The sequence below is a fragment of the Brevundimonas diminuta genome (assembly GCF_022654015.1).
Classification (GTDB): domain Bacteria; phylum Pseudomonadota; class Alphaproteobacteria; order Caulobacterales; family Caulobacteraceae; genus Brevundimonas; species Brevundimonas diminuta_C.
On the sequence record NZ_CP073063.1, the window covers coordinates 1,854,343 to 1,876,354 of the forward strand.

Annotated in this window: 21 protein-coding genes and 3 tRNA genes; 15 read left to right on the plus strand and 9 right to left on the minus strand. The window is 62.8% G+C overall.

Annotation, left to right across the window (positions count from 1 at the left end):
• The first annotated feature begins 59 nt into the window (after positions 1 to 59).
• From lon to KAK88_RS09185, 4 genes are all read left to right on the plus strand, one after another.
• Positions 60 to 2,456: an endopeptidase La gene (gene lon, locus KAK88_RS09170; protein WP_242076418.1), complete on the plus strand. Its 2,397-nt coding sequence runs from the start codon at positions 60 to 62 to the stop codon at positions 2,454 to 2,456.
• Between the two features lie 105 nt (positions 2,457 to 2,561).
• A complete protein-coding gene (locus KAK88_RS09175) occupies positions 2,562 to 2,837 on the plus strand; it encodes an HU family DNA-binding protein (protein WP_017504003.1) in 276 nt (91 codons plus the stop codon).
• A gap of 34 nt (positions 2,838 to 2,871) precedes the next feature.
• A tRNA-Val gene (locus KAK88_RS09180) sits at positions 2,872 to 2,948 on the plus strand.
• Between the two features lie 92 nt (positions 2,949 to 3,040).
• Complete coding sequence (locus KAK88_RS09185) at positions 3,041 to 4,852, plus strand: site-specific integrase (RefSeq protein ID WP_242076419.1); 1,812 nt, start codon at positions 3,041 to 3,043, stop codon at positions 4,850 to 4,852.
• Between the two features lie 43 nt (positions 4,853 to 4,895).
• Here KAK88_RS09185 and KAK88_RS09190 read toward each other — a convergent pair whose 3' ends face one another.
• On the minus strand, positions 4,896 to 5,315 hold the full coding sequence (locus KAK88_RS09190; protein WP_242076420.1) for a hypothetical protein: 420 nt from the start codon (positions 5,313 to 5,315) through the stop codon (positions 4,896 to 4,898).
• Between the two features lie 128 nt (positions 5,316 to 5,443).
• A complete protein-coding gene (locus KAK88_RS09195; protein WP_242076421.1) occupies positions 5,444 to 5,704 on the minus strand; it encodes a hypothetical protein in 261 nt (86 codons plus the stop codon).
• Between the two features lie 491 nt (positions 5,705 to 6,195).
• Here KAK88_RS09195 and KAK88_RS09200 point away from each other — a divergent pair, with 491 nt between their 5' ends.
• Both KAK88_RS09200 and KAK88_RS09205 read left to right on the plus strand, forming a co-directional pair.
• The gene (locus KAK88_RS09200; protein WP_242076422.1) at positions 6,196 to 6,594 is read left to right on the plus strand and encodes a hypothetical protein; all 399 of its coding nucleotides are present in this window, start codon (positions 6,196 to 6,198) and stop codon (positions 6,592 to 6,594) included.
• Positions 6,595 to 6,781: 187 nt separating this feature from the next.
• Positions 6,782 to 7,330, plus strand: a complete 549-nt coding sequence (locus KAK88_RS09205) for a recombinase family protein (protein WP_242076423.1) — start codon at positions 6,782 to 6,784, stop codon at positions 7,328 to 7,330.
• A gap of 290 nt (positions 7,331 to 7,620) precedes the next feature.
• On the opposite strand, the gene KAK88_RS09210 is transcribed toward KAK88_RS09205, so the two are convergent.
• Genes KAK88_RS09210 through KAK88_RS09220 form a run of 3 tightly spaced genes read right to left on the minus strand, consistent with a single transcriptional unit; the run spans position 7,621 to position 9,850 of the window.
• A complete protein-coding gene (locus tag KAK88_RS09210) occupies positions 7,621 to 8,868 on the minus strand; it encodes a Y-family DNA polymerase (RefSeq protein ID WP_242076424.1) in 1,248 nt (415 codons plus the stop codon).
• Positions 8,868 to 9,236 (minus strand): LexA family protein, encoded by a 369-nt coding sequence (locus KAK88_RS09215; RefSeq protein WP_242076425.1) that lies wholly within the window; start codon positions 9,234 to 9,236, stop codon positions 8,868 to 8,870. Before KAK88_RS09215 ends, KAK88_RS09210 begins: the two co-directional genes overlap by 1 nt.
• A 50-nt stretch (positions 9,237 to 9,286) precedes the next feature.
• Positions 9,287 to 9,850 (minus strand): hypothetical protein, encoded by a 564-nt coding sequence (locus KAK88_RS09220; protein WP_242076426.1) that lies wholly within the window; start codon positions 9,848 to 9,850, stop codon positions 9,287 to 9,289.
• Between the two features lie 159 nt (positions 9,851 to 10,009).
• Here KAK88_RS09220 and KAK88_RS09225 point away from each other — a divergent pair, with 159 nt between their 5' ends.
• Positions 10,010 to 10,699 carry a DUF4145 domain-containing protein gene (locus tag KAK88_RS09225; protein WP_242076427.1) on the plus strand — a complete coding sequence of 230 codons (690 nt, stop codon included), beginning with the start codon at positions 10,010 to 10,012 and terminating at the stop codon, positions 10,697 to 10,699.
• 171 nt (positions 10,700 to 10,870) lie between these two features.
• On the opposite strand, the gene KAK88_RS09230 is transcribed toward KAK88_RS09225, so the two are convergent.
• Positions 10,871 to 14,164: an autotransporter outer membrane beta-barrel domain-containing protein gene (locus tag KAK88_RS09230; protein WP_242076428.1), complete on the minus strand. Its 3,294-nt coding sequence runs from the start codon at positions 14,162 to 14,164 to the stop codon at positions 10,871 to 10,873.
• A gap of 312 nt (positions 14,165 to 14,476) precedes the next feature.
• Here KAK88_RS09230 and KAK88_RS09235 point away from each other — a divergent pair, with 312 nt between their 5' ends.
• On the plus strand, positions 14,477 to 15,727 hold the full coding sequence (locus tag KAK88_RS09235) for a glycosyltransferase (protein ID WP_242076429.1): 1,251 nt from the start codon (positions 14,477 to 14,479) through the stop codon (positions 15,725 to 15,727).
• Positions 15,728 to 15,812: 85 nt separating this feature from the next.
• On the opposite strand, the gene KAK88_RS09240 is transcribed toward KAK88_RS09235, so the two are convergent.
• From KAK88_RS09240 to KAK88_RS09250, 3 genes are all read right to left on the minus strand, one after another.
• Positions 15,813 to 15,889, minus strand: a tRNA-Asp gene (locus tag KAK88_RS09240).
• A gap of 80 nt (positions 15,890 to 15,969) precedes the next feature.
• Positions 15,970 to 16,046 (minus strand) — tRNA-Asp (locus KAK88_RS09245).
• Between the two features lie 96 nt (positions 16,047 to 16,142).
• Complete coding sequence (locus KAK88_RS09250) at positions 16,143 to 17,774, minus strand: AbgT family transporter (protein WP_242076430.1); 1,632 nt, start codon at positions 17,772 to 17,774, stop codon at positions 16,143 to 16,145.
• A gap of 205 nt (positions 17,775 to 17,979) precedes the next feature.
• Between KAK88_RS09250 and KAK88_RS09255 the strand changes: the two genes are divergently transcribed.
• The 7 genes from KAK88_RS09255 (at position 17,980) to KAK88_RS09285 (ending at position 22,011) form a co-directional block, all read left to right on the plus strand.
• Positions 17,980 to 18,357 carry an NADH-quinone oxidoreductase subunit A gene (locus KAK88_RS09255; RefSeq protein ID WP_242076431.1) on the plus strand — a complete coding sequence of 126 codons (378 nt, stop codon included), beginning with the start codon at positions 17,980 to 17,982 and terminating at the stop codon, positions 18,355 to 18,357.
• A complete protein-coding gene (locus tag KAK88_RS09260; protein ID WP_087119131.1) occupies positions 18,327 to 18,956 on the plus strand; it encodes a NuoB/complex I 20 kDa subunit family protein in 630 nt (209 codons plus the stop codon). The genes KAK88_RS09255 and KAK88_RS09260 overlap by 31 nt, the downstream gene beginning before the upstream one ends.
• The gene (locus KAK88_RS09265; RefSeq protein WP_017503997.1) at positions 18,953 to 19,582 is read left to right on the plus strand and encodes an NADH-quinone oxidoreductase subunit C; all 630 of its coding nucleotides are present in this window, start codon (positions 18,953 to 18,955) and stop codon (positions 19,580 to 19,582) included. The genes KAK88_RS09260 and KAK88_RS09265 overlap by 4 nt, the downstream gene beginning before the upstream one ends.
• A gap of 86 nt (positions 19,583 to 19,668) precedes the next feature.
• The gene (locus tag KAK88_RS09270; protein ID WP_156355926.1) at positions 19,669 to 20,847 is read left to right on the plus strand and encodes an NADH-quinone oxidoreductase subunit D; all 1,179 of its coding nucleotides are present in this window, start codon (positions 19,669 to 19,671) and stop codon (positions 20,845 to 20,847) included.
• Entirely contained in the window at positions 20,844 to 21,521 is a 678-nt protein-coding gene (gene nuoE / locus KAK88_RS09275) for an NADH-quinone oxidoreductase subunit NuoE (protein WP_017503995.1), read from the plus strand. The genes KAK88_RS09270 and nuoE overlap by 4 nt, the downstream gene beginning before the upstream one ends.
• Positions 21,521 to 21,784 (plus strand): hypothetical protein, encoded by a 264-nt coding sequence (locus KAK88_RS09280; RefSeq protein WP_242076432.1) that lies wholly within the window; start codon positions 21,521 to 21,523, stop codon positions 21,782 to 21,784. The genes nuoE and KAK88_RS09280 overlap by 1 nt, the downstream gene beginning before the upstream one ends.
• The gene (locus KAK88_RS09285) at positions 21,784 to 22,011 is read left to right on the plus strand and encodes a hypothetical protein (protein ID WP_242076433.1); all 228 of its coding nucleotides are present in this window, start codon (positions 21,784 to 21,786) and stop codon (positions 22,009 to 22,011) included. Before KAK88_RS09280 ends, KAK88_RS09285 begins: the two co-directional genes overlap by 1 nt.
• Position 22,012: the final 1 nt, after the last annotated feature.

A 22,012-nucleotide genomic window follows, 5' to 3' on the forward strand; every position in this document is an offset into this window, starting at 1 on the left:
CTTGCCCGGCGGACCCTGGCGGCGGGCCGGAGATGATCAATGGCCCAGGAGTACGCATCATGACTGAACCAAAAATCCTGCCCGTCCTGCCGCTGAGAGACATCGTCGTCTTCCCGCACATGGTCGTGCCGCTCTTCGTCGGACGCGAGAAGTCGGTGAAGGCGCTGGACGAGATCATGAAGGGCGAAAAGCAGATTCTGCTGGCGACCCAGAAGAACAGCGTCGACGACGATCCGTCGCCGGACGCCATCTATCCCATCGGCGTGCTGGCCTCGGTGCTGCAACTGCTGAAACTGCCCGACGGCACGGTCAAGGTGCTGGTCGAGGGCAAGGGCCGCGCGCGCCTGACCCGCTTCACCGACCGTGAGGAGTATTTCGAGGCCGAGGCCGTCGAGATCGAGGACGAGGCCGGCGACGCATCGCAGGCCGAGGCCATGCTACGCGCCGTGGTCGAGCAGTTCGAAAACTATGTGAAGCTGAACAAGAAGGTCCCGCCCGAGGCCCTCAGCTCCATTCCCCAGATCACCGACGCCTCCAAGCTGGCCGACTCGGTCGCCGCCCATCTGTCGGTCAAGATCGCCGACAAGCAGGGCCTGCTGGAAACCTTCGACGTGCCCAAGCGGCTGGAGCAGGTCTATGGGCTGATGGAAGGCGAGATTTCGGTCCTTCAGGTCGAAAAGAAGATCCGCTCGCGCGTGAAGCGCCAGATGGAGAAGACCCAACGCGAATATTATTTGAACGAGCAGATGAAGGCGATCCAGCGCGAGCTGGGCGAGACCGACGACGCGCGCGACGAGATCATGGATCTGGAGAAGCGCATCCGGAAGACGCGCCTGTCCAAGGAGGCGCGCACCAAGGCCGAGGCCGAGGTCAAGAAACTGCGCAACATGAGCCCGATGTCGGCTGAGTCGACGGTCGTCCGGAACTATCTCGACTGGCTGCTGTCTGTGCCGTGGGGTAAGGCCAAGCAGAAGCCGATCGATCTGGCCAAGGCCGAGGACATCCTGGAAGAGGATCACTTCGGCCTGGAGAAGGTCAAGGAACGGATCATCGAGTATCTGGCGGTCCAGGCCCGCACCGGCAGCCTGAAGGGTCCGATCCTCTGCCTGGTCGGCCCTCCCGGCGTCGGCAAGACTTCGCTGGCGAAGTCCATCGCCAAGGCGACTGGCCGTGAATACGTCCGCATGTCGCTGGGCGGCGTGCGCGACGAGAGCGAGATCCGCGGTCACCGCCGGACTTACATCGGCTCCATGCCCGGCAAGATCATCCAGTCGATGAAGAAGGCCAAGACCACCAACGCCTTCGTCCTGCTGGACGAGATCGACAAGCTGGGATCGGACTGGCGCGGCGATCCGTCGTCGGCCCTGCTTGAGGTGCTGGACCCGGCCCAGAATTCGACTTTCGGCGACCACTATCTGGAGGTTGATTACGACCTGTCGCAGGTGATGTTCGTGACGACCGCGAACAGCCTGAACATGCCGCAGCCGCTGATGGACCGGATGGAGATCATCCGGGTGTCTGGCTACACCGAGGATGAAAAGGTCGAGATCGCCAAGCGCCACGTCCTGCCTAAGCAGTTGGCGGACCACGGTCTGAAGGACGGCGAGCTGATCGTGCCGGAAGACACGATCCGCGACCTGATCCGCTATTACACCCGCGAGGCCGGCGTGCGTTCGCTGGAGCGGGCTCTGGGCGGTCTGGCGCGCAAGGCCGTGCGCGAGATGGCCAAGACGGGCGCCAAGTCGATCACGGTCGATGAGGCCAAGCTGGCCGACTATGCGGGGGTGAAGAAGTTCCGCTATGGCGAGACGGATGAGGAGGATCAGGTCGGCATCGTCACCGGTCTGGCCTGGACCGAGTTCGGCGGCGACATCCTGACCATAGAAGCCATCAAGATGCCGGGCCGCGGGCGCATGACCGTGACCGGCAATCTGAAGGACGTGATGAAGGAGTCGATCTCGGCTGCGGCGTCCTATGTGCGGTCGCGCGCCCTGGCCTTCGGCGTCAAGCCCCCGGTGTTCGAGAAGACCGACATCCACGTCCACGTGCCGGACGGCGCGACGCCCAAGGATGGCCCGTCCGCCGGCGTGGCCATGACGGTGGCGATGGTCTCGGTCCTGACCGGCATCCCGATCCGTAAGGATATCGCCATGACCGGCGAGATCACCCTTCGCGGCCGGGTCACCGCCATCGGCGGTCTGAAGGAGAAGCTGCTCGCGGCCCTGCGCTCCGGCGTGAAGACGGTGCTGATCCCGCAGGAGAACGAGAAGGATCTCGCCGACGTGCCGGATAATGTGAAGTCGGCGCTGGAGATCGTGCCGATCTCCACGGCGGACGAGGCGTTGAAGTGGGCGCTTGTCGGCACCCTGACGCCGGTGGAGTGGGACGAGGCGGCCGAACCCCTGCCAGCTCCGGTCGCGGCTCCGGAAGGACCGGCGGCGGCTGTCAGCCACTAACGCCGAGTTGAACAGCGAGCGCCGCCGGTGATCCCACCGGCGGCGTTTTCGTTTTTGACGCAACCGCCGATCTGTCCTTTAGTGATTCGTTCTGGAGGGGGACGGATGACCAAGGCGGAACTGATCGGCCGGATGGCCAGCGCGGCGAATATCAGCCGCGACCAGGCCAAGACAGCGCTGGAAGCGTTTACCGACGGCGTGACCGAGTCGCTGACGCGGGGCGCGGACGTGAAGCTGATCGGTTTCGGCAGTTTCGTCGCCGTAGACCGCAAGGCTGGGGTTGCGCGCAATCCGCAGACCGGCGCGGCCGTCGCGCGTCCGGCGTCGCGCACCGCGCGCTTTCGCCCGGGCGAAGGTTTGAAAAGCGCCTTGAACGGTTGAGGCGCGACGGGCATAAGCCCGTCTCTGCCCTTGGGGGCGGCTAGCTCAGCTGGTCAGAGCATCTCGTTTACACCGAGAGGGTCGGCGGTTCGAACCCGTCGCCGCCTACCAAAACCGAAAGGAACCCAAGCCCCGCCTGCAATCCTTGCAGAGCGGGGTTTTTCGTGCCCATAACCCTGGTGGAAACCTGGTGGAAATAGCCGATGGCAAAAGATCGCTTGTGGGGCGTCTATCGCATCAAAGACCCTAAGACGGGGCGCCTCGGTCAGACTTGGTTCGTCCGCCGTGACGTGCCTGCGGACGTGCGAGAGCGGTTGGGTCGGCGGGTGTGGAATGAGACGACCGGAACGACAGACCTGAAGGTCGCGCTGAAGATCGCCGAGGCCAGGTGGCGTGGGTGGTCAGACCAGATCGCACAAGCGCGGGCGCTGGGGGCGGGTCCAGTCATGTCGCTTGCAAACGCCACGGCCGCTGTAGAGCAGTGGCGTCGAATGCGATGCCGAGCGGCGTCGGGGGGCGGTTTTCTGGACCACCTGATCCGCCAGGGCGTGGCCGCCTATATGGCGGCGCCTGGAGCAGGAATCAGTGCCGATCTCTCGGTCGATCTGCCTGGTGAGGGCATCGACGCGGCCGACTACTATTTCGAACAGCACCCAAGCGCCTCGCGCGCGGTTGAGACGCCAATCTCAGTTCAGATGCTGGTAGCCCGCTTGGTGCCCTCGCTGCGTGATCCAGAAGCGTATGCGCAGCTTCCTGAGTTCGACGGGGCGATGGACCAGGCGATCAGCGACGGCGGCGGGGCAGGGGTGCTGCCGAGCACAACACGCCAGGCTTTGCGGACGGTGTTCGCCAATGCCTGGCTTGAAGTCATTGAGGCCGAAGAAGCGGAGCGGCGGCGTGCGGCAATGTCACTGGCGGCGCGCGCTTCCGACAGCGTTTTGAGGGATCAGGTGGGGCGTCCCGCATTCCAGGCTCGCGTTGGCGACCTAACAATCGGGCAGGTGATCGCGAAATATCAGGCCGAGCGCGACGGCGACGACACTCAGAAGCAATACGGCCATATCTTCCGAGCACTGAAGCAACTGGTCGGCGAGGACAAGCCGATCCGCGCGGTCACGCGTGACGACGTCCTGACTATTAAGCGGGCGCTCGCGCAGATACCGAAAAACATGACGAAGCTTTACGGTAAGGACGTCGACCTGATCGACGCCATTGAGCGTGGGGCTGACGAAGACAAGCCGCGCCTCGCGCCTAACACGCTGCGCAGCTACATGGTGAACCTGTCAGCGGTGATGAACTTCGCGTGGAAGAAGTTGGGTGTCATCGACCAGAACCCCGTCGATGGCTTGATTCCTAAACGACAGAAGCAAGTGGAGCGTCGCGCCTTCCGAAAGGACGAACTCGACCTGATCTTCGGCGGACTTCAGCAGGACCGCGAAGCCGATTCCGCTCATTACTGGGTGCCAGCACTTCTGACGTTCACGGGATGTCGGGCGAACGAGATATGCCAGTTGCGGGTCGAGGACGTGGACCGCGCGGAAGGGATCGACTTCATCGACCTGACCCTTTTCGGCAAGGACGGCGTGCGCGTCGGTGGAAAGCGACTGAAGAACGAGTCCTCGGCTCGGGCCGTTCCGGTCCACCAGGAACTGGTCCGTGCCGGCTTCCTGGAGTTCGTGGAGCGGCGGCGTGCGGCAGGTGAAGAACGCCTGTTCCCTGAACTCACCCAGAACGCCTTCGGCCGATACAGTCACGAGGTCAGCCGCCGGTTCGGACAGCATCTTGATCGTGTGGGCCTGCCTGAGCCGAGCCTCGTGCTTCACGGCCTCCGCCACGGCTTCAGAAACGCGTGCCGTGCGGCCAGCTTGCCTACGGAGATCGCGGACGGCCTGGGCGGCTGGGCCGGCAAGGGTGAGGGCGAGAATTACGGCTCGCGCGCGGGACTGGAGGAGGTCATCAGCAACGCAGAGCACATGTCGAAACTGACAATGGGCGGCTTCAAGTTGCCCGCATAAGCGCTGGGGCGGGGGCTAATCTCAGCGCCAGCAGGCCGTCTCGCTAAAACATGGGGCGATCAGGCGCTCGTTCGCATTGGCCAACGAAGTTCGCCCTTCCTGCCAGAGCGTCGCCGCCCGTGATTGTCATCTCGCCTGTCATGCGATTTACGACCACAATCGGCTTGTTGATCCAGTTGAGCGAAAATTTGCCCCTGATTTCACGGTCAGTGATCGTCAGGTCGGTCATGTCCCTCCAGCCGTCATCGCCTCGTCCGGCAACAGAGGGCACAATGCTTTCGGGTGCTCTGATCCGGGCCGACGTGCCGGCAATCTCTAAGTAGGCGCGATCCTCGCGGCTAACTCGATACGGGCCGCTGGTCGACGTGATCATTTGTCCGTTAACCCAGGTCTGAGCAGTGTCCGACGTGTACGCCGATCCTGTTCCGACGCAGATAATTGAGAGAGCGATCTCTTGCAGCACGTGAAGCCCCTTCCGGGTTTCATAGTACACCCGGAAAACTAACGGGTCATCAGCCAGAGGGCTGCTCGATCAGGGTTGGCGGATGATGCGTCAAAATAGGCGCTTTCGCAGAGGCGTGCTCTGGTCAGTCACTGCTGGTGAAATAGGTGGGCAGCGGTGGTGTCGTGCAACAGATCGTCAACAGCTTCTGCAACGGACTGATTATAGCCAACCACAACTTTGTTGCGCATATCTAATCGGCATCCCTTGCTGAAGATGCGACTAACAATATCGCGAAAGGCCCCCTTAGCTAAGTTGACTGACGGAACAAGCGCCCCGATCTCATCACGGATTGCGATCGATACTGCTGCGCTGCCACTATGGCAATCATCGTGGTGATAGGTCATCATCGAATGTTACCACCTGAGGGACCTATTCACAAGAATTCGAACAAATAGAGGGTGGACGATCTCGGCCCCTACTAATTATATTTCTTGGGACTGAATCCAGGGATTTTAACAGAAATGAGCATTTGGATTGAATCTGTTAAAATTCCTGGATTCAATCCCAAGATTGCAATGCGGGGGGTAAGGGGATGGGATGGTCGCCATGCGGACCCCCCGCTAATACAATTTCTATTATGGGATAGAATTTAGGGAAGTATAGGATAGCGGCGGAGGGGCGGTGGTGTGTTTCCTTATAGTTCCCTAAATTCTATCCCAAGATTGCAATGCGGGGGGTATAGGAAGAGGGCTGTAGTGATGCCTCTGCTCCGGTTGTAGCCCTACGCCAATAGCAGCACATTGAAACCGTGTCCTGCTGCAGTCCGTCTAGATCGGCCGTGCTCAGCCATTGCGACCATCGCAAACCGCCATATCTATTAGGGGCGCGACAACTTCTGTTGCGCTATCTCATGATAGGAGTGCGTGTGGCGCTGCGGAAAGACATTGGCCGGACTGAGTGGAATCCAGCTTGGCGGCTCTACAAGCACATCTTGGACCATGAGGCTGATCCGCTGCACACCCGCGATCTGGCTCAGTTTATGGGGTTGGAGCGACCGAACGTTCATACCCTTCTCAAGTTTCTGAAGGACCACAATCTCGTCACGCACAAGCGCACTTACGCCAACAATATCGCCCAGCGATTTGGCGTTCAGGACCCTGCGGACGTCGGTAGCCGTTGGACGGCTCTTCGTATTGCGTCGGATGAGCCATTCCCTATCCAGCCCAGTGTCCGGAAGCGGCTTGTCAGTGACCCGCCGCCCGGTTTTCGCGACGAAGACGGGGACGATGATGATTGAGCCTGCGGCTCTTTCGAGCATGGCTGCCCTGCGCGCAGGATATGGAGTGCGGCGCGCGCGCGTCTTGATTGAGTAAACCCAACCAACACAATCTCGCGAGACGTTTTCGGCGTCTCAATAGGGTTGAACTCTGATTTATGGGACGGTATGCTCCTAGGGTCTAGAAGCTAATGAGACGGGTTCATCGATGGCTACCTACGGTTACGCACGCGTGTCGACTGAGGATCAGGACTGCACCATCCAGATCGACGCTCTGAAATTAGCTGGGTGCACGGTGGTTCGGTCTGAGAAGAAGTCCGCAACCAAGATGGCAGGTCGAACGGAACTCGAGGGTCTGTTGGATTTCATGCAAGCGGGCGACACCTTGATGGTCACGAAGATCGACCGCCTTGCACGTTCAATTCGAGACCTGGCCGACATAGTCCACGACCTCGAAAAGAAGGGCGTTACCCTGCACGTCATTGATCAGCCTGTTGAGACCAAAACTGCTGCCGGACGGGCGTTTCTCTCGATGCTTGGCGTATTCGCCGAGTTTGAGACTGCTCTTCGAAAGGAGCGTCAAACGGCTGGAATTCAGAGGGCCAAGGCTGAGGGACGGTATCGGGGGCGAAAGCCTGCGATTGAGCGCGACCAGATCGCCGCTCTCAAAAGCGAGGGCCATGGACCGACTGAGATCGCCCGACGGCTCAAAATTGGTCGTGCGTCGGTGTACCGAGTTTTGAAGGAAGTCGCTTGATTCGACTTTCTTCGCTGATCTCTGCCCTCATTCTGATTACGCTTTGCTTCTAACCGCGCTGGCGGGGGGTTGAATTTGGTCATCGGGAGGGACCCTGGGCCGCCCCCTCCCATCAAACCAAATGCGCATCGCCTGCCGTTCCCGGATAGAATTGAGTGTTATATTATAACGCCTTGGTTGCCTCGGGTGTTTGGTTGAGTGGCGCGCTGCACGGTCGGTTTCTGATGTCTGGCTTGTGTACTACGTCCTCCGCCGAACCGGAGTCTCCGCTAGGGGAATGAGGGTGCAGTTCACGCGTGCACTTCCATCAGATCGCTAAGCCGGGTCGTGTAGCGGGGCGACCGATTGTTCGCTCGCGTGCTCCACGTCGTCACCTTCGGCAGACCGCCTGGGCGCACCGTGCCTCGACCGAACCGCGCGTTTAGGGTGTCCAGCGCCGTCATCAGCTTCTCGGATTTCACGGGGTCCACCGTCGGCAGCAGATCGCGGGGCGCCTCAGAGGCCAGCACCAGGTCCGGCAAGATCACGCCAGCCTTCGCGTATCGCAGCCCGGGCCGCCACATCGAGCGGCCGGCGTTGACGGTGTGTCGGATCAGGGCGCGGCTGTCGGCGGTGGGCTCGATCTCGAATGACCGCTGCGCATTGTAGAAGGGCTCAGGGGCATGCGGACTGGTGTGGAAGAAGACCTGAAGCGCGGTTGCTTCCAGTCCGTGCTGGCGCGCCTTCTCGGCGGCCCGGCTTGAATATGCCGTCAGCGCCTCGCGCATATCGTCCCACGTCTCGACCGGTCGGCCGAACATTCTGGTCACGCTGATCGTCTTGCGCTGGCTGGGCGCCAAGGTCAGGGGCATGCACGACACGCCGTTCAGTTCGGCGTGGGTGCGCTGACCGGTGACGGTCATCAGCTTGCGGACCGAGGCCGAGGGGAGGGCGGCGAACTGGGCCACCGTGTGGATGCCGAGGTTGTTCAGCTTCGTCTGGCTGGCGCCGCCAACGCCCCAAATCTCATCGATCGGCATGTCGTCGAACGCCTTGCGGCGCAGAGCGTCGTCGGAGAGGTCAGCCACGCCGCCCAAGGCGACGGTGGTCTTGGCGTATTTGTTGCCCAGCTTCGCCAGCGTCTTCGTCGGTCCGATGCCAAGGCATGTTGGAATCTTGGTGATTTGGCGCACCTGGTCGCGGACCCGGCGGCAGTAATCGACGCGGCCGAAGGCAGTCAGATCGAGGGACATTTCGTCGATCGAGTAGGGCTCGACGCGCCTGAAATGGATGCTCAGCACCTCGAATACCCGGCGGCTCATGTCGCCATAAAGGGCGTAGTTCGACGATTTGGCGATGACGTTGCGGAACTCAGGCCGGCGCTTCGATAGGTGCCAGACTTCGCCCATCTTGATACCCAGTGCCTTCGCCTCGGCCGACCTGGCGATCGCGCAGCCGTCGTTGTTCGACAGGACGATCACCGGCTTGCCGATCAGGGTTGGATCGAAGGCGCGCTCGCACGAGACGTAGAAGTTATTGCCGTCGATCAGCCCGAACATCACACATCGGTCCTGACCAGGGCGGCAATCATGGCCCAGACTTCTGTCTCTTCCGTGATCGGCTGCGCGGGCTGATTAGCCGGCTCCAGCCACCAGATGCCGTCTTTTTCTGTCAGAACGGCCAGAACGACATCGCCATGTATGAAGGCGACGCAGACCTTGCCGGTGCGGGGCTCGCCGTCTGTGTTCACGACCAGGATGTCGCCAGAGTGGATGCCGCGCGCCTTTAGACCATTACCCTTCACACGGACGGCGTAACGCTGAGGGCGGCGCAGTTCGAGAAGTTCAGCCAGGTCGGGCACGGCCTCGACGTGATCTTGCGCCGGCGATTGGAAGCCGGTGGTCTCGTCGCCCTGATATGCCCTCACGCCCATTCGTCGAGGAATGAGCACAAAACAAGAACATGGCAAGCCGTGTCTTATCGCTTGGCCGGGGTGTCCTCAGATTTGGCCGGTATGGTCGCAGGCTGTGGACGGTTTGGATCAACGCGTTCCGGCGTCAGGATCAGGGTGATCATCATAATGCCGATCGCGACCACCGTGCCGCGCAACGCGTGGATCAGATACCGGTCGGTCGCGAGGCCCGCCTCGTCGGCAGTCTTGGCTGTCTGGCGAACCTCTTCAGACTGCAACGTCATGAAGTTGTATTCGCCAGCCTCCGTCAAACGGCCCTGCGTTTTTATTTGGTGGAGCCGTTTCGCGTAGGCGAGTTCTCGTACCAAGTGGTGGTGGCGTCGAGATACCAGCCCGAGAAATGCGGTCGCGATCCCATAGAGCAGGCTCAGGGCAATGGCCGCACCAATCACCTTGTGCCAGACATTTCCCTGCACGATCGTTTCGGCATTCGCGAGTGCGATTAGGCCAGCACCGTTGCCTGCGAGCATGGCGAGGAGAATGCGTGAAAGCCATTCGTCACTGGCCTTTCGGCTGGCGTCTCGCTGATCTCTAGCTTCCTCTTCACCGACGTTCATGTCTTCGAACATGGCAAAACCTATCAGCGGCGGAGGTCGGCTGGTCTATAGCACCAATGGGCAAGCCTTAACGGGGCGTTTGTTCGGCTGGCAACGAGTCGAGATGTCTATCTGCAGTTGACATTCTAAACAACTTTTGGCTTGGTCTGAAGTGCATCAGTGAGACTTGCAATGCTGAATACCTTTGAGCCCGTCGAAAATCTCAATGAACGCAAAAGACTGCACTGTGTTTCGTGTCGTCGGAAAACAATCCATCGCGTAGAGGCAAAGTATAGAGGTTATTGGCACGACGAAGAGTTCCATATGGACGGCGGTGAGACGTATGCGATACTGCGTTGTGGTGCCTGTGATACCGTCTGCTACGAAACAATGCAGTGGGACTCCGAGACATACTATCACGATGAGAACGGAGATATTCAGGCCGTAGAGACGTTTCTCCAATATCCTGCACCAGTTTCCGAGCACTTTAGTTTCAACACGGAATCCACTCCGCATAAGCTTACAGTGATACTCAACGAAATGCTTTATTCGCTAGCTGGTTCGAAGATGATCTTGGCAACCACTGGGTTGAGAATGGCTGTTGAGTTTATTGTGCGGGACAATAAATGCGCTGGTTCAACGCTGGTAAAGAAAATAGACGATTTAAGAGCGAAGGGGCTGATCGACGACGATCAAAAAGACATGCTCCATCAAATACGTAAGCGTGGGAATGCAGGCGCTCATGAGGCCCGTGGTATGAGCGCGAGCGAACTCGTTGCAGGCATGAGCATCATCGAGGGCCTGCTAGAGAAGCTGTACAACGGTCCAGCCAGGCATCAGGCGACGATAAAGAAAGCGAAAATGCTTCTCGCAGATGTGTGACAGTGTAATGCGACCTGGTGGATTCCTGGTGGAATATTGCCGAGGTCGTGGTAAAAAGACGTAGAAAAACAACGTCTTGTTTAGAAGGGTAGGTTGCCCGTCGCCGCCTACCAAACAAAAAGGCCGCCGGATCGCTCCGGCGGCCTTTCGTTTGTCTGGATCAGGCTGCGATCAGAAGCGGAAGCTGGCCCGCAGCAGCAGCGAGTAGCGGACGTAGTCTTCCAGCAGCTCGGCGTCGCCGGTCAGCGACAGCATGCCCAGTTCGTTGCCGAAGTTCAGGCGGAAGCCCAGGATCGGTCCGCCGCCTTCGATGGCGTCCGGCGACAGGATGAAGTCCGGGCCGCCGCTGGCGAAGCGCGCGATGGTTTCGCCGGCGTCGACCGAGATGTTCTGACGATAGCCGACGCGCAGTTCCGGACGGATCCAGCCGTTGCGGCCGAAGCCATAGCCGACGTTCATCGCCGCCACCGCCGAGAAGATGTGGCTGTCGCGCGAATCGATGTCGAGATCGAAGCCGTCGCCGCCGCCCTTCTCGCTGCGCGAGCCTTCCGACAGGCTGAAATACTCGCCGTAGATTTCGGGGCGGATGTTCAGACGGCCGAAGTTGCGCTCATACGAGGCGCCGCCGGCGACCGCCGCCGTCCAGCCATGCCAGTCGGACTTGTTGTTCAGATAGACGCCGGTGGCGACCAGCGAGCGATCGGCGCTGAAGGAGGCGTAGCCCCCCGCCGCACGGGCCCAGGTCGTCCAGTATTGACCCTGAGCGCGCCAGTAGAGGCCCAACTCCAGCAGATTGGCGGACAGGACCTCTTCGGCTTCGGCCTCGGGGTCCTTGATGTCGGACGAAGTGAAGGCGGCCGAGATGCCGACGGCGCCCAGGCTGGTGCCCTTTTCGACGCCGCCGGCGACGCCGAAGCCTTCGGACCGGAAACCGTAGGAGTCGGTCTTGTCCTTGTCGGCGTAGAAGTTGATCTCCTGGACCCATGCGCTGGTTTCACCCGGCGCAGCGGCGGCGTTGCGGCCGGTCAGCGCGCGGGTGACCGCATCGACGCCGGCCGACAGCGACATCAGCGGCCCGCCGGAGTGGTCGGGCAGCATCTGCTCGTAGGCGTCGATGAAGCCGTCGCGCGACGTCTGCGACAGGAACAGGTTGCGTAGGGCCTCATTGGACCCCAGCGCGCCATAGACGGCGTCGTAGGCGGACGCCTCGACCGGGATCAGACCGGCCTCGGAGGCCGTGCGGCGACGCGCGTCGACATAGACAGTGTTGCCGGCGACGCCGCCCTGCACGACGTACAGATACGGCGAGTTTTCCGACAGCAGGGTCTGGTTGATCTGACCCACATTCAGCGTGCCCGCCGTGATGACGTTGAACCGCTCGGGCTGATCGATCAGCGACGAGAAGCGGACGCCCAGGGTGGAGCCTGTCGCCAGGGTCGCATTGCCGCTGACGTTGAAGCCGCCGGCGCGGTCGTTGGCGGGGTCAAGATTGACCAGCAATGTCCCTTCGGCGCCGATGTTCAGGTTGGAGATCGCCGTGGCGCCCGTCTGGGTGGCGGCCAGAGTGCCCTTCGACACGTTGATGTCCAGCAGGCCGTCGCTGTTGGCGATGGCGCCGGTCACAACCGCGCCGCCGCTGATGTTCAGCCGGTCGGCGCCGGCGCCGAAATCGATGTCGCCGTTGACGACGCCGTTCTCGATATTGAGGGTGTCGGCGCCAGAGCCCAGCTTGATCGCGCCGACGATGGCCGGTTCGTTCGCGTCCGGCACACCGTCCTTGTCCGTATCCGTCGCCGTGCTGCCGGCAGCGGCGGGAATGCCGTACTGCCGCAGGGTGACGCCGGTCGTGTTGGCCGAGACGTCGATGGCGGTCACCTTGCCGGTGACAGGATTTGTATCGTCGGTGTTAGGGGTGAGCGAGCCGATGATCGAACCGGCGTTGTTCAGCTGGGTCAGGCTGCCGGACTGGTCACGAATAACGGTTGCCGAACCCTGATTGCCGCCGAAAGAAGCGACGAGGTTGCCGGTGTTGGTCAGCGAGCCGACGTTGGCGCCTGCACCAATCAGAATGCCGGTCGCGCTCTGGGTCTGCTTGCCCGAGGCGACGGCCTGAATGGCGCCCGAGTTGTTGATCGTCGGAGCGGTCACGCCCGAGCCGATCCAGAGACCCGTGGCGTTGGCGTCGACAGCGGTCGATGAGATGCCGCCCTCGTTGCGCACGCCGCCGACGACGTTGACGGCCTGGCCGCCGGTCACGCCGAGTTGCACGGCGCGGGACTCCACGCCGGAATAGAGGCCGGAGCCGACAATGGTGCCGCGGTTGATCAGACCATAGGCCGCATCGCCTGTTCCGACAGCGCCGAGGGTCACGGTGTTCGTCGTCGAGCCGATCAGCAGCGCAGGCGCGCCGCCCAGCGACGTGATGGAGGCGGCTGTCTCGCTGGCGTCCGGGATGCCGTCGCCGTCACGGTCCGGATCGTCGCGGTTCTTGATGCCGTCGCCGTCATCGTCCTCGTCGCCGTTCTTGACGCCGTCCTTGTCGTCGTCACCCTCGATCCCGGCCTCGGAATAGGCGAGCGCCTTGTCCAACAGCACGCCGCCGGCGACATTGGCGCCGACGCGCACGGCCGGTCCACCTTGCAGCAAATCGTCTGCATCGAGTTCGTCGAGGAACAGAGTCGTCGCGTTGTCGAAGGTGCCGGTCGTCGGACGCGCGGGCGGCGGGGTGGTGTAGCGATAGCCGGTGGCCACCACGGAGGAATGGATCTTGAGCGCCCCGCCGACATCGCCTTCGATGGAAACGCCCGTCGCATTGGCGCCCAGCGCCGAGATGGAGCCGGCGAGATCGACATTGCCGGAAATCGGTCCCGTGCTGCGAATGGCGGCGCTGTCGTTGCCGGTTACACGGACGGCGCCCAGGCTTTGGAGTTTGCCATTCAGCGCGGATTCGACGGACAGGCCGTAGGAGTTGTTGCCTTCGACGGCGATGGCGCCCGTGCTCTCGACCAGGATGTTGCCGGTGAAGGGCGAGGCGCCGGTGACTCGCACGCCGTAGCGGCCGGTTCCGGTGGCGAACGGCCCGTCCAGATCGCCGTCGCCGTCCGTGTCTTTTATGTCCGCTGTTTCCAGCGTGTCGTTGACAGTGATGGAGCCGCCGACGATCACCGAACCGGTGTTGCCGCCGTTGACCAGAAGACCCGTCGAGCCGTCAGCCGACTTGTCCATCGTGATCGAGCCGCCGCTGTCCAGATCGACCGTGTTGTTGCTGTTCAGGGTCACCGCCGCGCCCGAGGCGACGGCGACGCTGCCGCCGCTGGCGATGCGGATGTTGTCGGCGGCGGTGCCCGTCGCATTGGACGTCTGGATCGGCGTGGTCCGGGCGTTCGAGATGACGATCTCGGCCTGGGATCCGGTGGCGACCATCAAGGGGGCGATCGCCACGGCGGTCGCGAGCAAAATACGCATTCGGTAGAAACCCCTGGTGGTCACGCGTCACGTTACGGGAGACCCCATAGCAGGGTCCGCGCCAGCGTTCCAAGTTTATCGAATTTGAGGCGAATGCAAGGCCGTGATGGTCCTGGGGCGATACCGTAAGGCGACCCGCGTTCGTTCGTCGATGCCCGATAGGCCGAATGCGGAGGGAATCGCGACGGCGCGCACTTGAGCTTTGCCGCGCCCGGGTCTACGGGCGTCGAACGGTCCTAAAGGCCGCGTCCCGTGGACGCATCCATCGAACCCCTCCGGCGTTCGACAGCCCAGACCAGGCGAGAACACTCCATGAGCATGACAGACCTCGACGTCCAGGAAAGCGAACTCCGACTGATTCCAGGGCTGGACGTGGAAGTCGCCGATACGCTGCGGGCCTTAAAGGCGGCGGCGATGGACGAACGGCCCCGCCTGGTGGACACCACGATGCTTTATGCGCCGCGCTCGGGCGGGGTGAAGCGCTATATCCTGTCCAAGAAGGCGTGGATCGAGGCCAATCGGCCAGGGGTCAGTCACTCGCTGATCGTGCCCGGCGCGCGTCACAAGGCGAGAGCCGACGGCATCGTGCAACTTCGGGCGACCAAGCTGCCGTTCGGCGACGGCTATCGCTGGCCCAGTTCGGTGAAGCGCTGGAGCGCCTGGGTGGCGGCGATGAAGCCGTCGATCATCGAGGCCGGAGACCCTTACACGCCGGGGCAGGGGGCGTTGGAGGCCGGGCAGCGGGTCGGCTGCCCGGTCGTCGGTTTTTGCCATTCCGATCCGGCCGGGCTGGCGGCGCTGCATTTCGGCGAGTGGGCCAAGAAGCCGGTGGAGAAGCGTTGGGCGAAGCTGTTTTCGCAGTTCGACCGGGTTGTGTCGCCCAGTCGCTTTATCGCGCGGCGCCTGGAAGAGGCCGGTGTGAACAACATCGTCATCCGGCCCCTGGGCGTGGAGATCGACACCTTCCGTCCGGACCGTCGTGACCGGCAGTGGCTGCTGAAACAGCTGGGTCTGGGCGAGGACGCGCGGCTGCTGTGCTTCGCAGGTCGTCCGGCCAAGGAGAAGAACGTGGACGTGCTGATCGAGGCGGTCCAGAAGCTGGGCGCGCCCTATCATCTGGTGCTGGTCGGCGCAGGCGCGGGGATGCCGGAAGAGGACCGTGTCATCTCCATGCCTTACGAAAGCGATCCCAAGGCGGTCGCCAAGATCATCGCCAGCTGCGACGCGTTCGTGCACGCCAATGATAAAGAACCGTTTGGGCTGATCGTGCTGGAGGCCATGGCCTGCGGTCGCCCCGTGGTCGGGGTCAATGCGGGCGGCGTCGCCGAGACGGTCGACGAGAGCGTGGGGCAACTGGCCGCCAGCGCGGACGCCGACGATTACGCCCAGGCGGTCGAGGCCCTGTTCGCGCGCGACATCGAAGCGATCGGCCGGGCAGCGCGTGAGAAGGCTGTCAGCCAGTTCGCCTGGAACCGCGTCTTCGAGGATTTGTGCATGGTCTATGGCGAGCTGACGGGGGAAGCGGCGTTCGTGAACCCGGATGTTGCACTGCCGCTGCACTGAAGCGGCCAGGGCTGTGACTCGTTCGAATGGCGCGTTTCCAAAAACGGGAGCGCGCCACTTCTTTTATCGATGTCTTGAAAAGAAGTGGCGCGAGTGACGGGGCTCGAACCCGCGACCTCCGGCGTGACAGGCCGGCACTCTAACCAACTGAGCTACACCCGCGTATCAGGTCGAAACTTTTGAGCTGTTTCGAAAGCTTTTTGGGAAGGCGGTGTGCGCCACTCTTCTATTTCTAGAAAGAGTGGCGCGAGTGACGGGGCTCGAACCCGCGACCTCCGGCGTGACAGGCCGGCACTCTAACCAACTGAGCTACACCCGCGTTTCCCGGCCGAAGCGGCTGTGCGCCCCGGCGAGGGGCGTCGTTTAGGCGGGCTGACACATCGCGTCAAGCGACCTTTTCGGAGAAACGCGCCCCTCAACGCGAAGGGGCTGTGGACGGCGTGACGATCGCCGCCTGGGGCGGGCTGTGCGGGCCCGCTACGCCGCCGTCCGCAGGCTCATGGGCCGCCACGGCGGGAGGCGGCGGCTCATAGTGGACGCCGACGCCCGGCCCCAGCGGCAGGTCGAAGGCGACCCAGGCCGCCACCATGACCAGACCAGCGACCAGGAAGGCCCCGGCGTAGGGCAGCATGGTCGCCATCAAGGAACCGAGGCCGAATCGCGGATCCCAGCGCTGGGCGAAGGTCAGGATCAGGGGGAAGTAGCTCATCAACGGCGTGGCGATGTTCGTGACGGAATCACCCATGCGATAGGCGGCGGTCGTCATCTCTGGTGAAATGCCCAGCAGCATGAACATCGGCACCACGATGGGCGCCAGGGCCGACCACTTGGCCGAGGCCGAACCGATGAACAGATCGAAGAAGCACGAGACGAAGACGACGCAGATCAGCAGCAGAGGGGCGGGCAGGGCCAGGGTCTTCAGACCCGCCGCCGCATTGACCGCCAGGATCGGCCCCAGCCCCGACCAGTTGAACATGGCCACGAAGTGCGCGGCGAAGAAGGCCAGCACGATATAGGGCGCCAACTGGGCGATGCCGTCGCGCATCATCGTGACCATGTCGCGGTGCGACTGGATCGTGCCGGCTCCGGCACCGTATGCCCCGCCGGTGACGAAGAAGGTGATGGCGAAGAAGGCGACCAGGGACTTGTAGAGCGGATTGAACTTCTGCTCCGGGTCCACCTCGGGATCGACGAACGGCGAGCCCGGTATGAAGGTCAGCAGGGCCCAGAGCGCGATCATGCCCAGAAGCGCCAGGCCGGCGAACTTCAGGCCGCGCTTTTCGGAGGCGGTCAGGGGCTGTTTTTCCGAAGCGTTCGGGGCGGCGACCCCCTCTGACGGCTTCCAGACGCCGAGGCGCGGCTCGATCACCCGGTCGGTCAGGAACCAGACGATGGGGGTGAAGACGAAGACGACGCCGACGATAAAGAACCAGTTGCCCGCGATGTTCACGGAATAGGACGGATCGATCAGGCGGGCGGCCGGCTCGGTGATGCCCAGGATCAGGGCGTCACTAGCGCCGGGAAACAGGTTGCCGGCGTATCCGCCCGACACGGCGGCGAAGCCCGCGGCCAGACCCGCCAACGGATGTCGGCCCGCTGCGGCGAAGATGACGGCCGCTAGCGGGATGACCACGACATAGGAGGCGTCCGACGCGTGATGGGACACCATGCCGGTGATCACGACGACGGGTGTCAGTATGGAACGCGGGGCGTTCAGCAAAGCGCCGCGAATGGCGGTCGCGAACATCCCGGTGCGTTCGGCGACCGAAGCGCCATAGATGATGGTGATGACGATGCCGAGGGGCGGAAAGTCCGCCAGGGTGCGCGGCATGCCGATGATCAACTGTTCCAGATTCTCGGCCGACAGCAGGCTCTTGGCGACCAGTTGATCGCCGGTGACCGGATTGACGGCGGACCAGCCCAGGCCGGCGCCGACCATGCTGAGGACGATCAGACCGCCGATCAGCCACAGGAATAGGAAGACGGGATCGGGCAGCCGATTGCCGATCCGTTCGACAGCGTTCAGGGCGCGGCTGGCTAGGCTCATTCGGATGACTTTCGGTTACGCGATCGGCTCGCCAATAGGCCTTTGCAGCCCTGCGACGCGCAAGCGTCGGCCCTGCGACATATGGCGCGCAAAGTTGCGAGCCATTCTCAATGAAAATCCAATGGCCGCAGGGGTTTGAACGGCGGCGGTCTTGGGTCTAAGAAGCGCCGAATCCCGCCTCTCCCCGGCGGACGAGGTTCTTCGAATGAACGCATTCCTTCTCGAATATCTTCCGGTCCTGATCTTCGCCGGCGTAGCCGCCTTCATCGGCATTCTTTTCATCGTGCTGCCGCTGCTGCTGGCACCGAAAAGCCCCGATAGCGAGAAGCTGTCGGCCTATGAGTGCGGCTTCAACGCCTTCGACGATGCCCGGATGAAGTTCGACATCCGCTTCTATCTGGTGTCGATCCTCTTCATCATCTTCGACCTGGAAGTCGCCTTCCTGTTCCCGTGGGCGGTGTCGATGTTCGATCTGTCGCACGCCGGCATGGTCTTCGCCTTCTGGTCGATGATGGTCTTCCTGGGCGTGCTGACCATCGGCTTCATCTACGAATGGAAGAAGGGAGCCCTGGAATGGGAGTAGTCGCCGCTTCCAAGCCCGCGGGCCTGGTATCCGCATCGGGCGCGCCGCTGGTTCCGGCCGGCGCCGGCGCGCGTTCGACCGTCGAGGGTTATGATCCCAAGGTCCACGACAAGTTCTTCGAGGCCGTGAACATGGAGCTCGGCGAGCGCGGCTATCTGGTCGCCGCTGCCGACGACGTCATCAACTGGGCCCGCACGGGCTCGCTGATGTGGATGACGTTCGGCCTGGCCTGCTGCGCGGTCGAGATGATCCAGATGTCGATGCCGCGCTTCGATGTCGAGCGCTTCGGCATGGCGCCGCGCGCCAGCCCGCGCCAGTCGGACCTGATGATCGTCGCCGGCACCCTGACCAACAAGATGGCCCCGGCCATCCGCAAGGTCTACGACCAGATGCCCGATCCGCGTTACGTCGTGTCGATGGGCAGCTGCGCCAACGGCGGCGGCTACTACCACTATAGTTACAGCGTCGTGCGCGGTTGCGACCGCGTGGTGCCGGTGGACGTCTATGTGCCCGGCTGCCCGCCGACGGCCGAGGCGCTACTCTACGGCCTGCTGCAACTGCAGAAGAAGATCCGTCGCACGGGGACCATCGACCGATGACCTCTCTGGCTGTTCAAGCGCAACACGAAGCCGCCCTGACGCCGCTGGGCGCCGAGATGGTCGGGGCGTTGGGTGTCGAGGCCCAGGTGGCGTTCGGCGAGTTGACGCTGGTCGCGCCGCGCGAGCGGATCGTCGAGGTGCTGACGACGCTGCGCGATCAGTTCGGCTTCCAGCAGCTGCTCGATCTGTGCGGCGTGGACTATCCGGATCGCAAGGAGCGGTTCGAGGTGGTCTATCACCTGCTGTCGATGACGCGGAACGCGCGCTTGCGCGTCAAGGTCTCGACCGACGAGACCCAGCCGGTGCCTTCGGTCATCTCGGCCTATCCGGCCGCCAACTGGTTCGAGCGTGAAGCCTACGACATGTACGGCATGCTGTTCTCGGGCCACCCGGACATGCGTCGCCTGCTGACGGACTATGGCTTCGAAGGCCATCCGCTGCGCAAGGACTTCCCGATGACGGGCTATGTCGAGGTCCGCTACGACGAGGAACAGCGCCGCGTGGTCTATGAGCCGGTCAAGCTGACCCAAGAGTTCCGCACCTTCGATTTCCTGTCGCCCTGGGAGGGCGCCGAATACCCCGCGCCGGTCCTGCCCGGCGACGAGAAGGCGGGAGGCCAGGCGTAATGGCTGACGGAAACCCCACTCTGCCGCCGCTGGGCGTCGATGTGTTCGAGGACGACCTCGACACCCGCACCGCGCACGCGCGCGAGATGGAAGACCGCAAGTTCACCATCAACTTCGGTCCGCAACACCCGGCCGCGCACGGCGTGCTGCGCCTGGTGCTGGAGCTGGACGGCGAGATCGTCGAGCGCGTCGATCCGCACATCGGCCTGCTGCACCGCGGCACCGAAAAGCTGATGGAGGCGCGCACCTACCTTCAGAACGTGCCGTATCTGGACCGGTTGGACTACGTCTCGCCGATGAACCAGGAGCACGCCTTCTGCCTGGCCATCGAGAAGCTGCTGGGCATCGAAGTTCCGTACCGGGCGCAGCTGATCCGTGTCCTGTACTCGGAGATCGGCCGCATCCTGTCGCACATGCTGAACGTGACGACCCAGGCCATGGACGTCGGCGCCCTGACGCCGCCGCTCTGGGGCTTTGAGGAACGCGAAAAGCTGATGGTGTTCTACGAGCGCGCCTGCGGCGCCCGTCTGCACGCCAACTATTTCCGGCCCGGCGGCGTCCACCAGGACCTGCCGATGGACCTGATCGACGACATCGGCCGCTGGTGCCACGAGTTCCCGCCAGCGCTGAAGGACATCGAAAGCCTGGTCACCGAGAACCGCATCTTCAAGCAGCGCAACGTGGACATCGGCGTGGTGTCCAAGCAGGAAGCCCTGGAATGGGGCTTCACCGGCGTGATGCTGCGCGGCTCGAACATCGCTTGGGACCTGCGCAAGTCGCAGCCCTATGAGTGCTATGCCGAGCTCGACTTCGACGTGGTCGTCGGCAAGAACGGCGACTGCTGGGATCGCTATCTGGTGCGCATCGAGGAGATGAAGCAGTCGGTGCGGATCATGGAGCAGTGCATCCACAAGTTGCGCAACTGCCCCGGCGAGCCGGTGATGGTCGAGGACAACAAGATCGTCCCGCCGCGCCGTGGCGAGATGAAGCGCTCGATGGAGTCGCTGATCCACCACTTCAAGCTCTACACCGAAGGCTTCAAGACGCCCGAGGGCGAGGTCTATGCCTCTGTCGAGGCGCCCAAGGGCGAGTTCGGCATCTATCTGGTGTCGGACGGCACCAACAAACCCTATCGCGTGAAGATCTCGGCGCCGGGCTTCCGCTCACTGCAGGCGATGGACTGGATGAACCGCGGCCACCAACTGGCCGACGTGTCCGCCATCCTGGGCTCGCTCGACATCGTTTTCGGAGAAGTGGACCGATGAGCGTTCGTCGTCTCGCCAAGGAACAGCCGGCCTCGTTCGCCTTCTCGGCCGATACGACGGCCAAGGCCGAATGGTGGATCAAGAAGTATCCGGAAGGGCGTCGTCAGTCGGCGGTGATCCCGATCCTGTGGTTGGTGCAGAAGCAGGAAGGCTGGGTGTCCGAACCCGCCATCCGCGCGATCGCCGAGCTGCTGGATATGGCCTACATCCGGGTGCTGGAGGTCGCGACCTTCTACACCATGTTCATGCTGGAGCCGGTCGGCAAGACGGCGCTGATCCAGGTGTGCGGCACCACGCCGTGCATGCTGCGCGGCGCCAATGAGCTGATGCGCGTCTGCAAGGAGAAGATTGGTCCCAAGGATCATCTGTCCGCCGACGGCCGCTTCACCTGGCAGGAAGTCGAGTGCCTGGGCGCCTGCTCCAACGCGCCGATGGCCCAGATCAACGACTACTATTTCGAGGATCTGACGCCCGAGACGATCGGCCGGATCATCGACGACTTCGCCGCCGGCAAGACGCCCGAGCCGGGCTCCTACATCGGTCGCACCAATGCGGCGCCTGAGGGCGGGCCCAAGACCCTGCTCGACGCGACGCTGTATGACGGTTCGGCCGCCAAGCCGATCAAGAAGCTGCCGAACAGCGACCCCGCGCCGGTCGAGAAGGCGCCGGCCTGATGTCGCCGCCGGATCTGAACACCGAGGAGGGCCGCGCAGCCTACCGCAAGGAACTACGCAACGTCGGGCGTCCGCTGCGCGCGGGCGGCCTGGCCATGGTCGTCGGCGCGGCCGTTCTGATTCTGATCTCGCGTCAGGGCGCAGTCGGACCGTGGGCAGTCAATCTCTCCTACTTCATGCTGGCGGCGGGCTGGATGATGGTCATCGCGGCCATCTGGATACGCACGCGCCACCACAAGCGCCGTCTGGCGGAGGGGCTGTGATGGCGAAGCAAGCCAAGCCTGTTGATTTCAAAACCTTTTATCTCCTCGGCCTCGCCGATGTGGTCATGGGGTTGGGGCTAATCGTACTGACGCTGATGGGTGTCATCCCGGTCGATCTGGAGGTCATGATACCCGTTGGCGCGCTGATAGCCGTCATGGGCGTCGGGATCGCGCTGTGGGGCCGTAGCATGATGAAGCGCGCGGACACGCGCGGAGATCGGAACTGAA

Bases quoted from the DNA above. Each gene is read 5' to 3' on its own strand.
- KAK88_RS09210 (WP_242076424.1), bottom strand. From the start codon at position 8,868: ATGTTCGGGCTGATCGACGGCAATAACTTCTACGTCTCGTGCGAGCGC.
- KAK88_RS09285 (WP_242076433.1), top strand. From the start codon at position 21,784: ATGGCGAAGCAAGCCAAGCCTGTTGATTTCAAAACCTTTTATCTCCTC.
- KAK88_RS09280 (WP_242076432.1), top strand. From the start codon at position 21,521: ATGTCGCCGCCGGATCTGAACACCGAGGAGGGCCGCGCAGCCTACCGC.
- KAK88_RS09185 (WP_242076419.1), top strand. From the start codon at position 3,041: ATGGCAAAAGATCGCTTGTGGGGCGTCTATCGCATCAAAGACCCTAAG.
- nuoE (WP_017503995.1), top strand. From the start codon at position 20,844: ATGAGCGTTCGTCGTCTCGCCAAGGAACAGCCGGCCTCGTTCGCCTTC.
- KAK88_RS09175 (WP_017504003.1), top strand. From the start codon at position 2,562: ATGACCAAGGCGGAACTGATCGGCCGGATGGCCAGCGCGGCGAATATC.
- KAK88_RS09205 (WP_242076423.1), top strand. From the start codon at position 6,782: ATGGCTACCTACGGTTACGCACGCGTGTCGACTGAGGATCAGGACTGC.
- KAK88_RS09235 (WP_242076429.1), top strand. From the start codon at position 14,477: ATGAGCATGACAGACCTCGACGTCCAGGAAAGCGAACTCCGACTGATT.
- KAK88_RS09230 (WP_242076428.1), bottom strand. From the start codon at position 14,164: ATGCGTATTTTGCTCGCGACCGCCGTGGCGATCGCCCCCTTGATGGTC.
- KAK88_RS09195 (WP_242076421.1), bottom strand. From the start codon at position 5,704: ATGATGACCTATCACCACGATGATTGCCATAGTGGCAGCGCAGCAGTA.
- KAK88_RS09225 (WP_242076427.1), top strand. From the start codon at position 10,010: ATGCTGAATACCTTTGAGCCCGTCGAAAATCTCAATGAACGCAAAAGA.
- KAK88_RS09260 (WP_087119131.1), top strand. From the start codon at position 18,327: ATGGAAGAAGGGAGCCCTGGAATGGGAGTAGTCGCCGCTTCCAAGCCC.
- KAK88_RS09265 (WP_017503997.1), top strand. From the start codon at position 18,953: ATGACCTCTCTGGCTGTTCAAGCGCAACACGAAGCCGCCCTGACGCCG.
- KAK88_RS09255 (WP_242076431.1), top strand. From the start codon at position 17,980: ATGAACGCATTCCTTCTCGAATATCTTCCGGTCCTGATCTTCGCCGGC.
- lon (WP_242076418.1), top strand. From the start codon at position 60: ATGACTGAACCAAAAATCCTGCCCGTCCTGCCGCTGAGAGACATCGTC.
- KAK88_RS09220 (WP_242076426.1), bottom strand. From the start codon at position 9,850: ATGTTCGAAGACATGAACGTCGGTGAAGAGGAAGCTAGAGATCAGCGA.
- KAK88_RS09270 (WP_156355926.1), top strand. From the start codon at position 19,669: ATGGAAGACCGCAAGTTCACCATCAACTTCGGTCCGCAACACCCGGCC.
- KAK88_RS09250 (WP_242076430.1), bottom strand. From the start codon at position 17,774: ATGAGCCTAGCCAGCCGCGCCCTGAACGCTGTCGAACGGATCGGCAAT.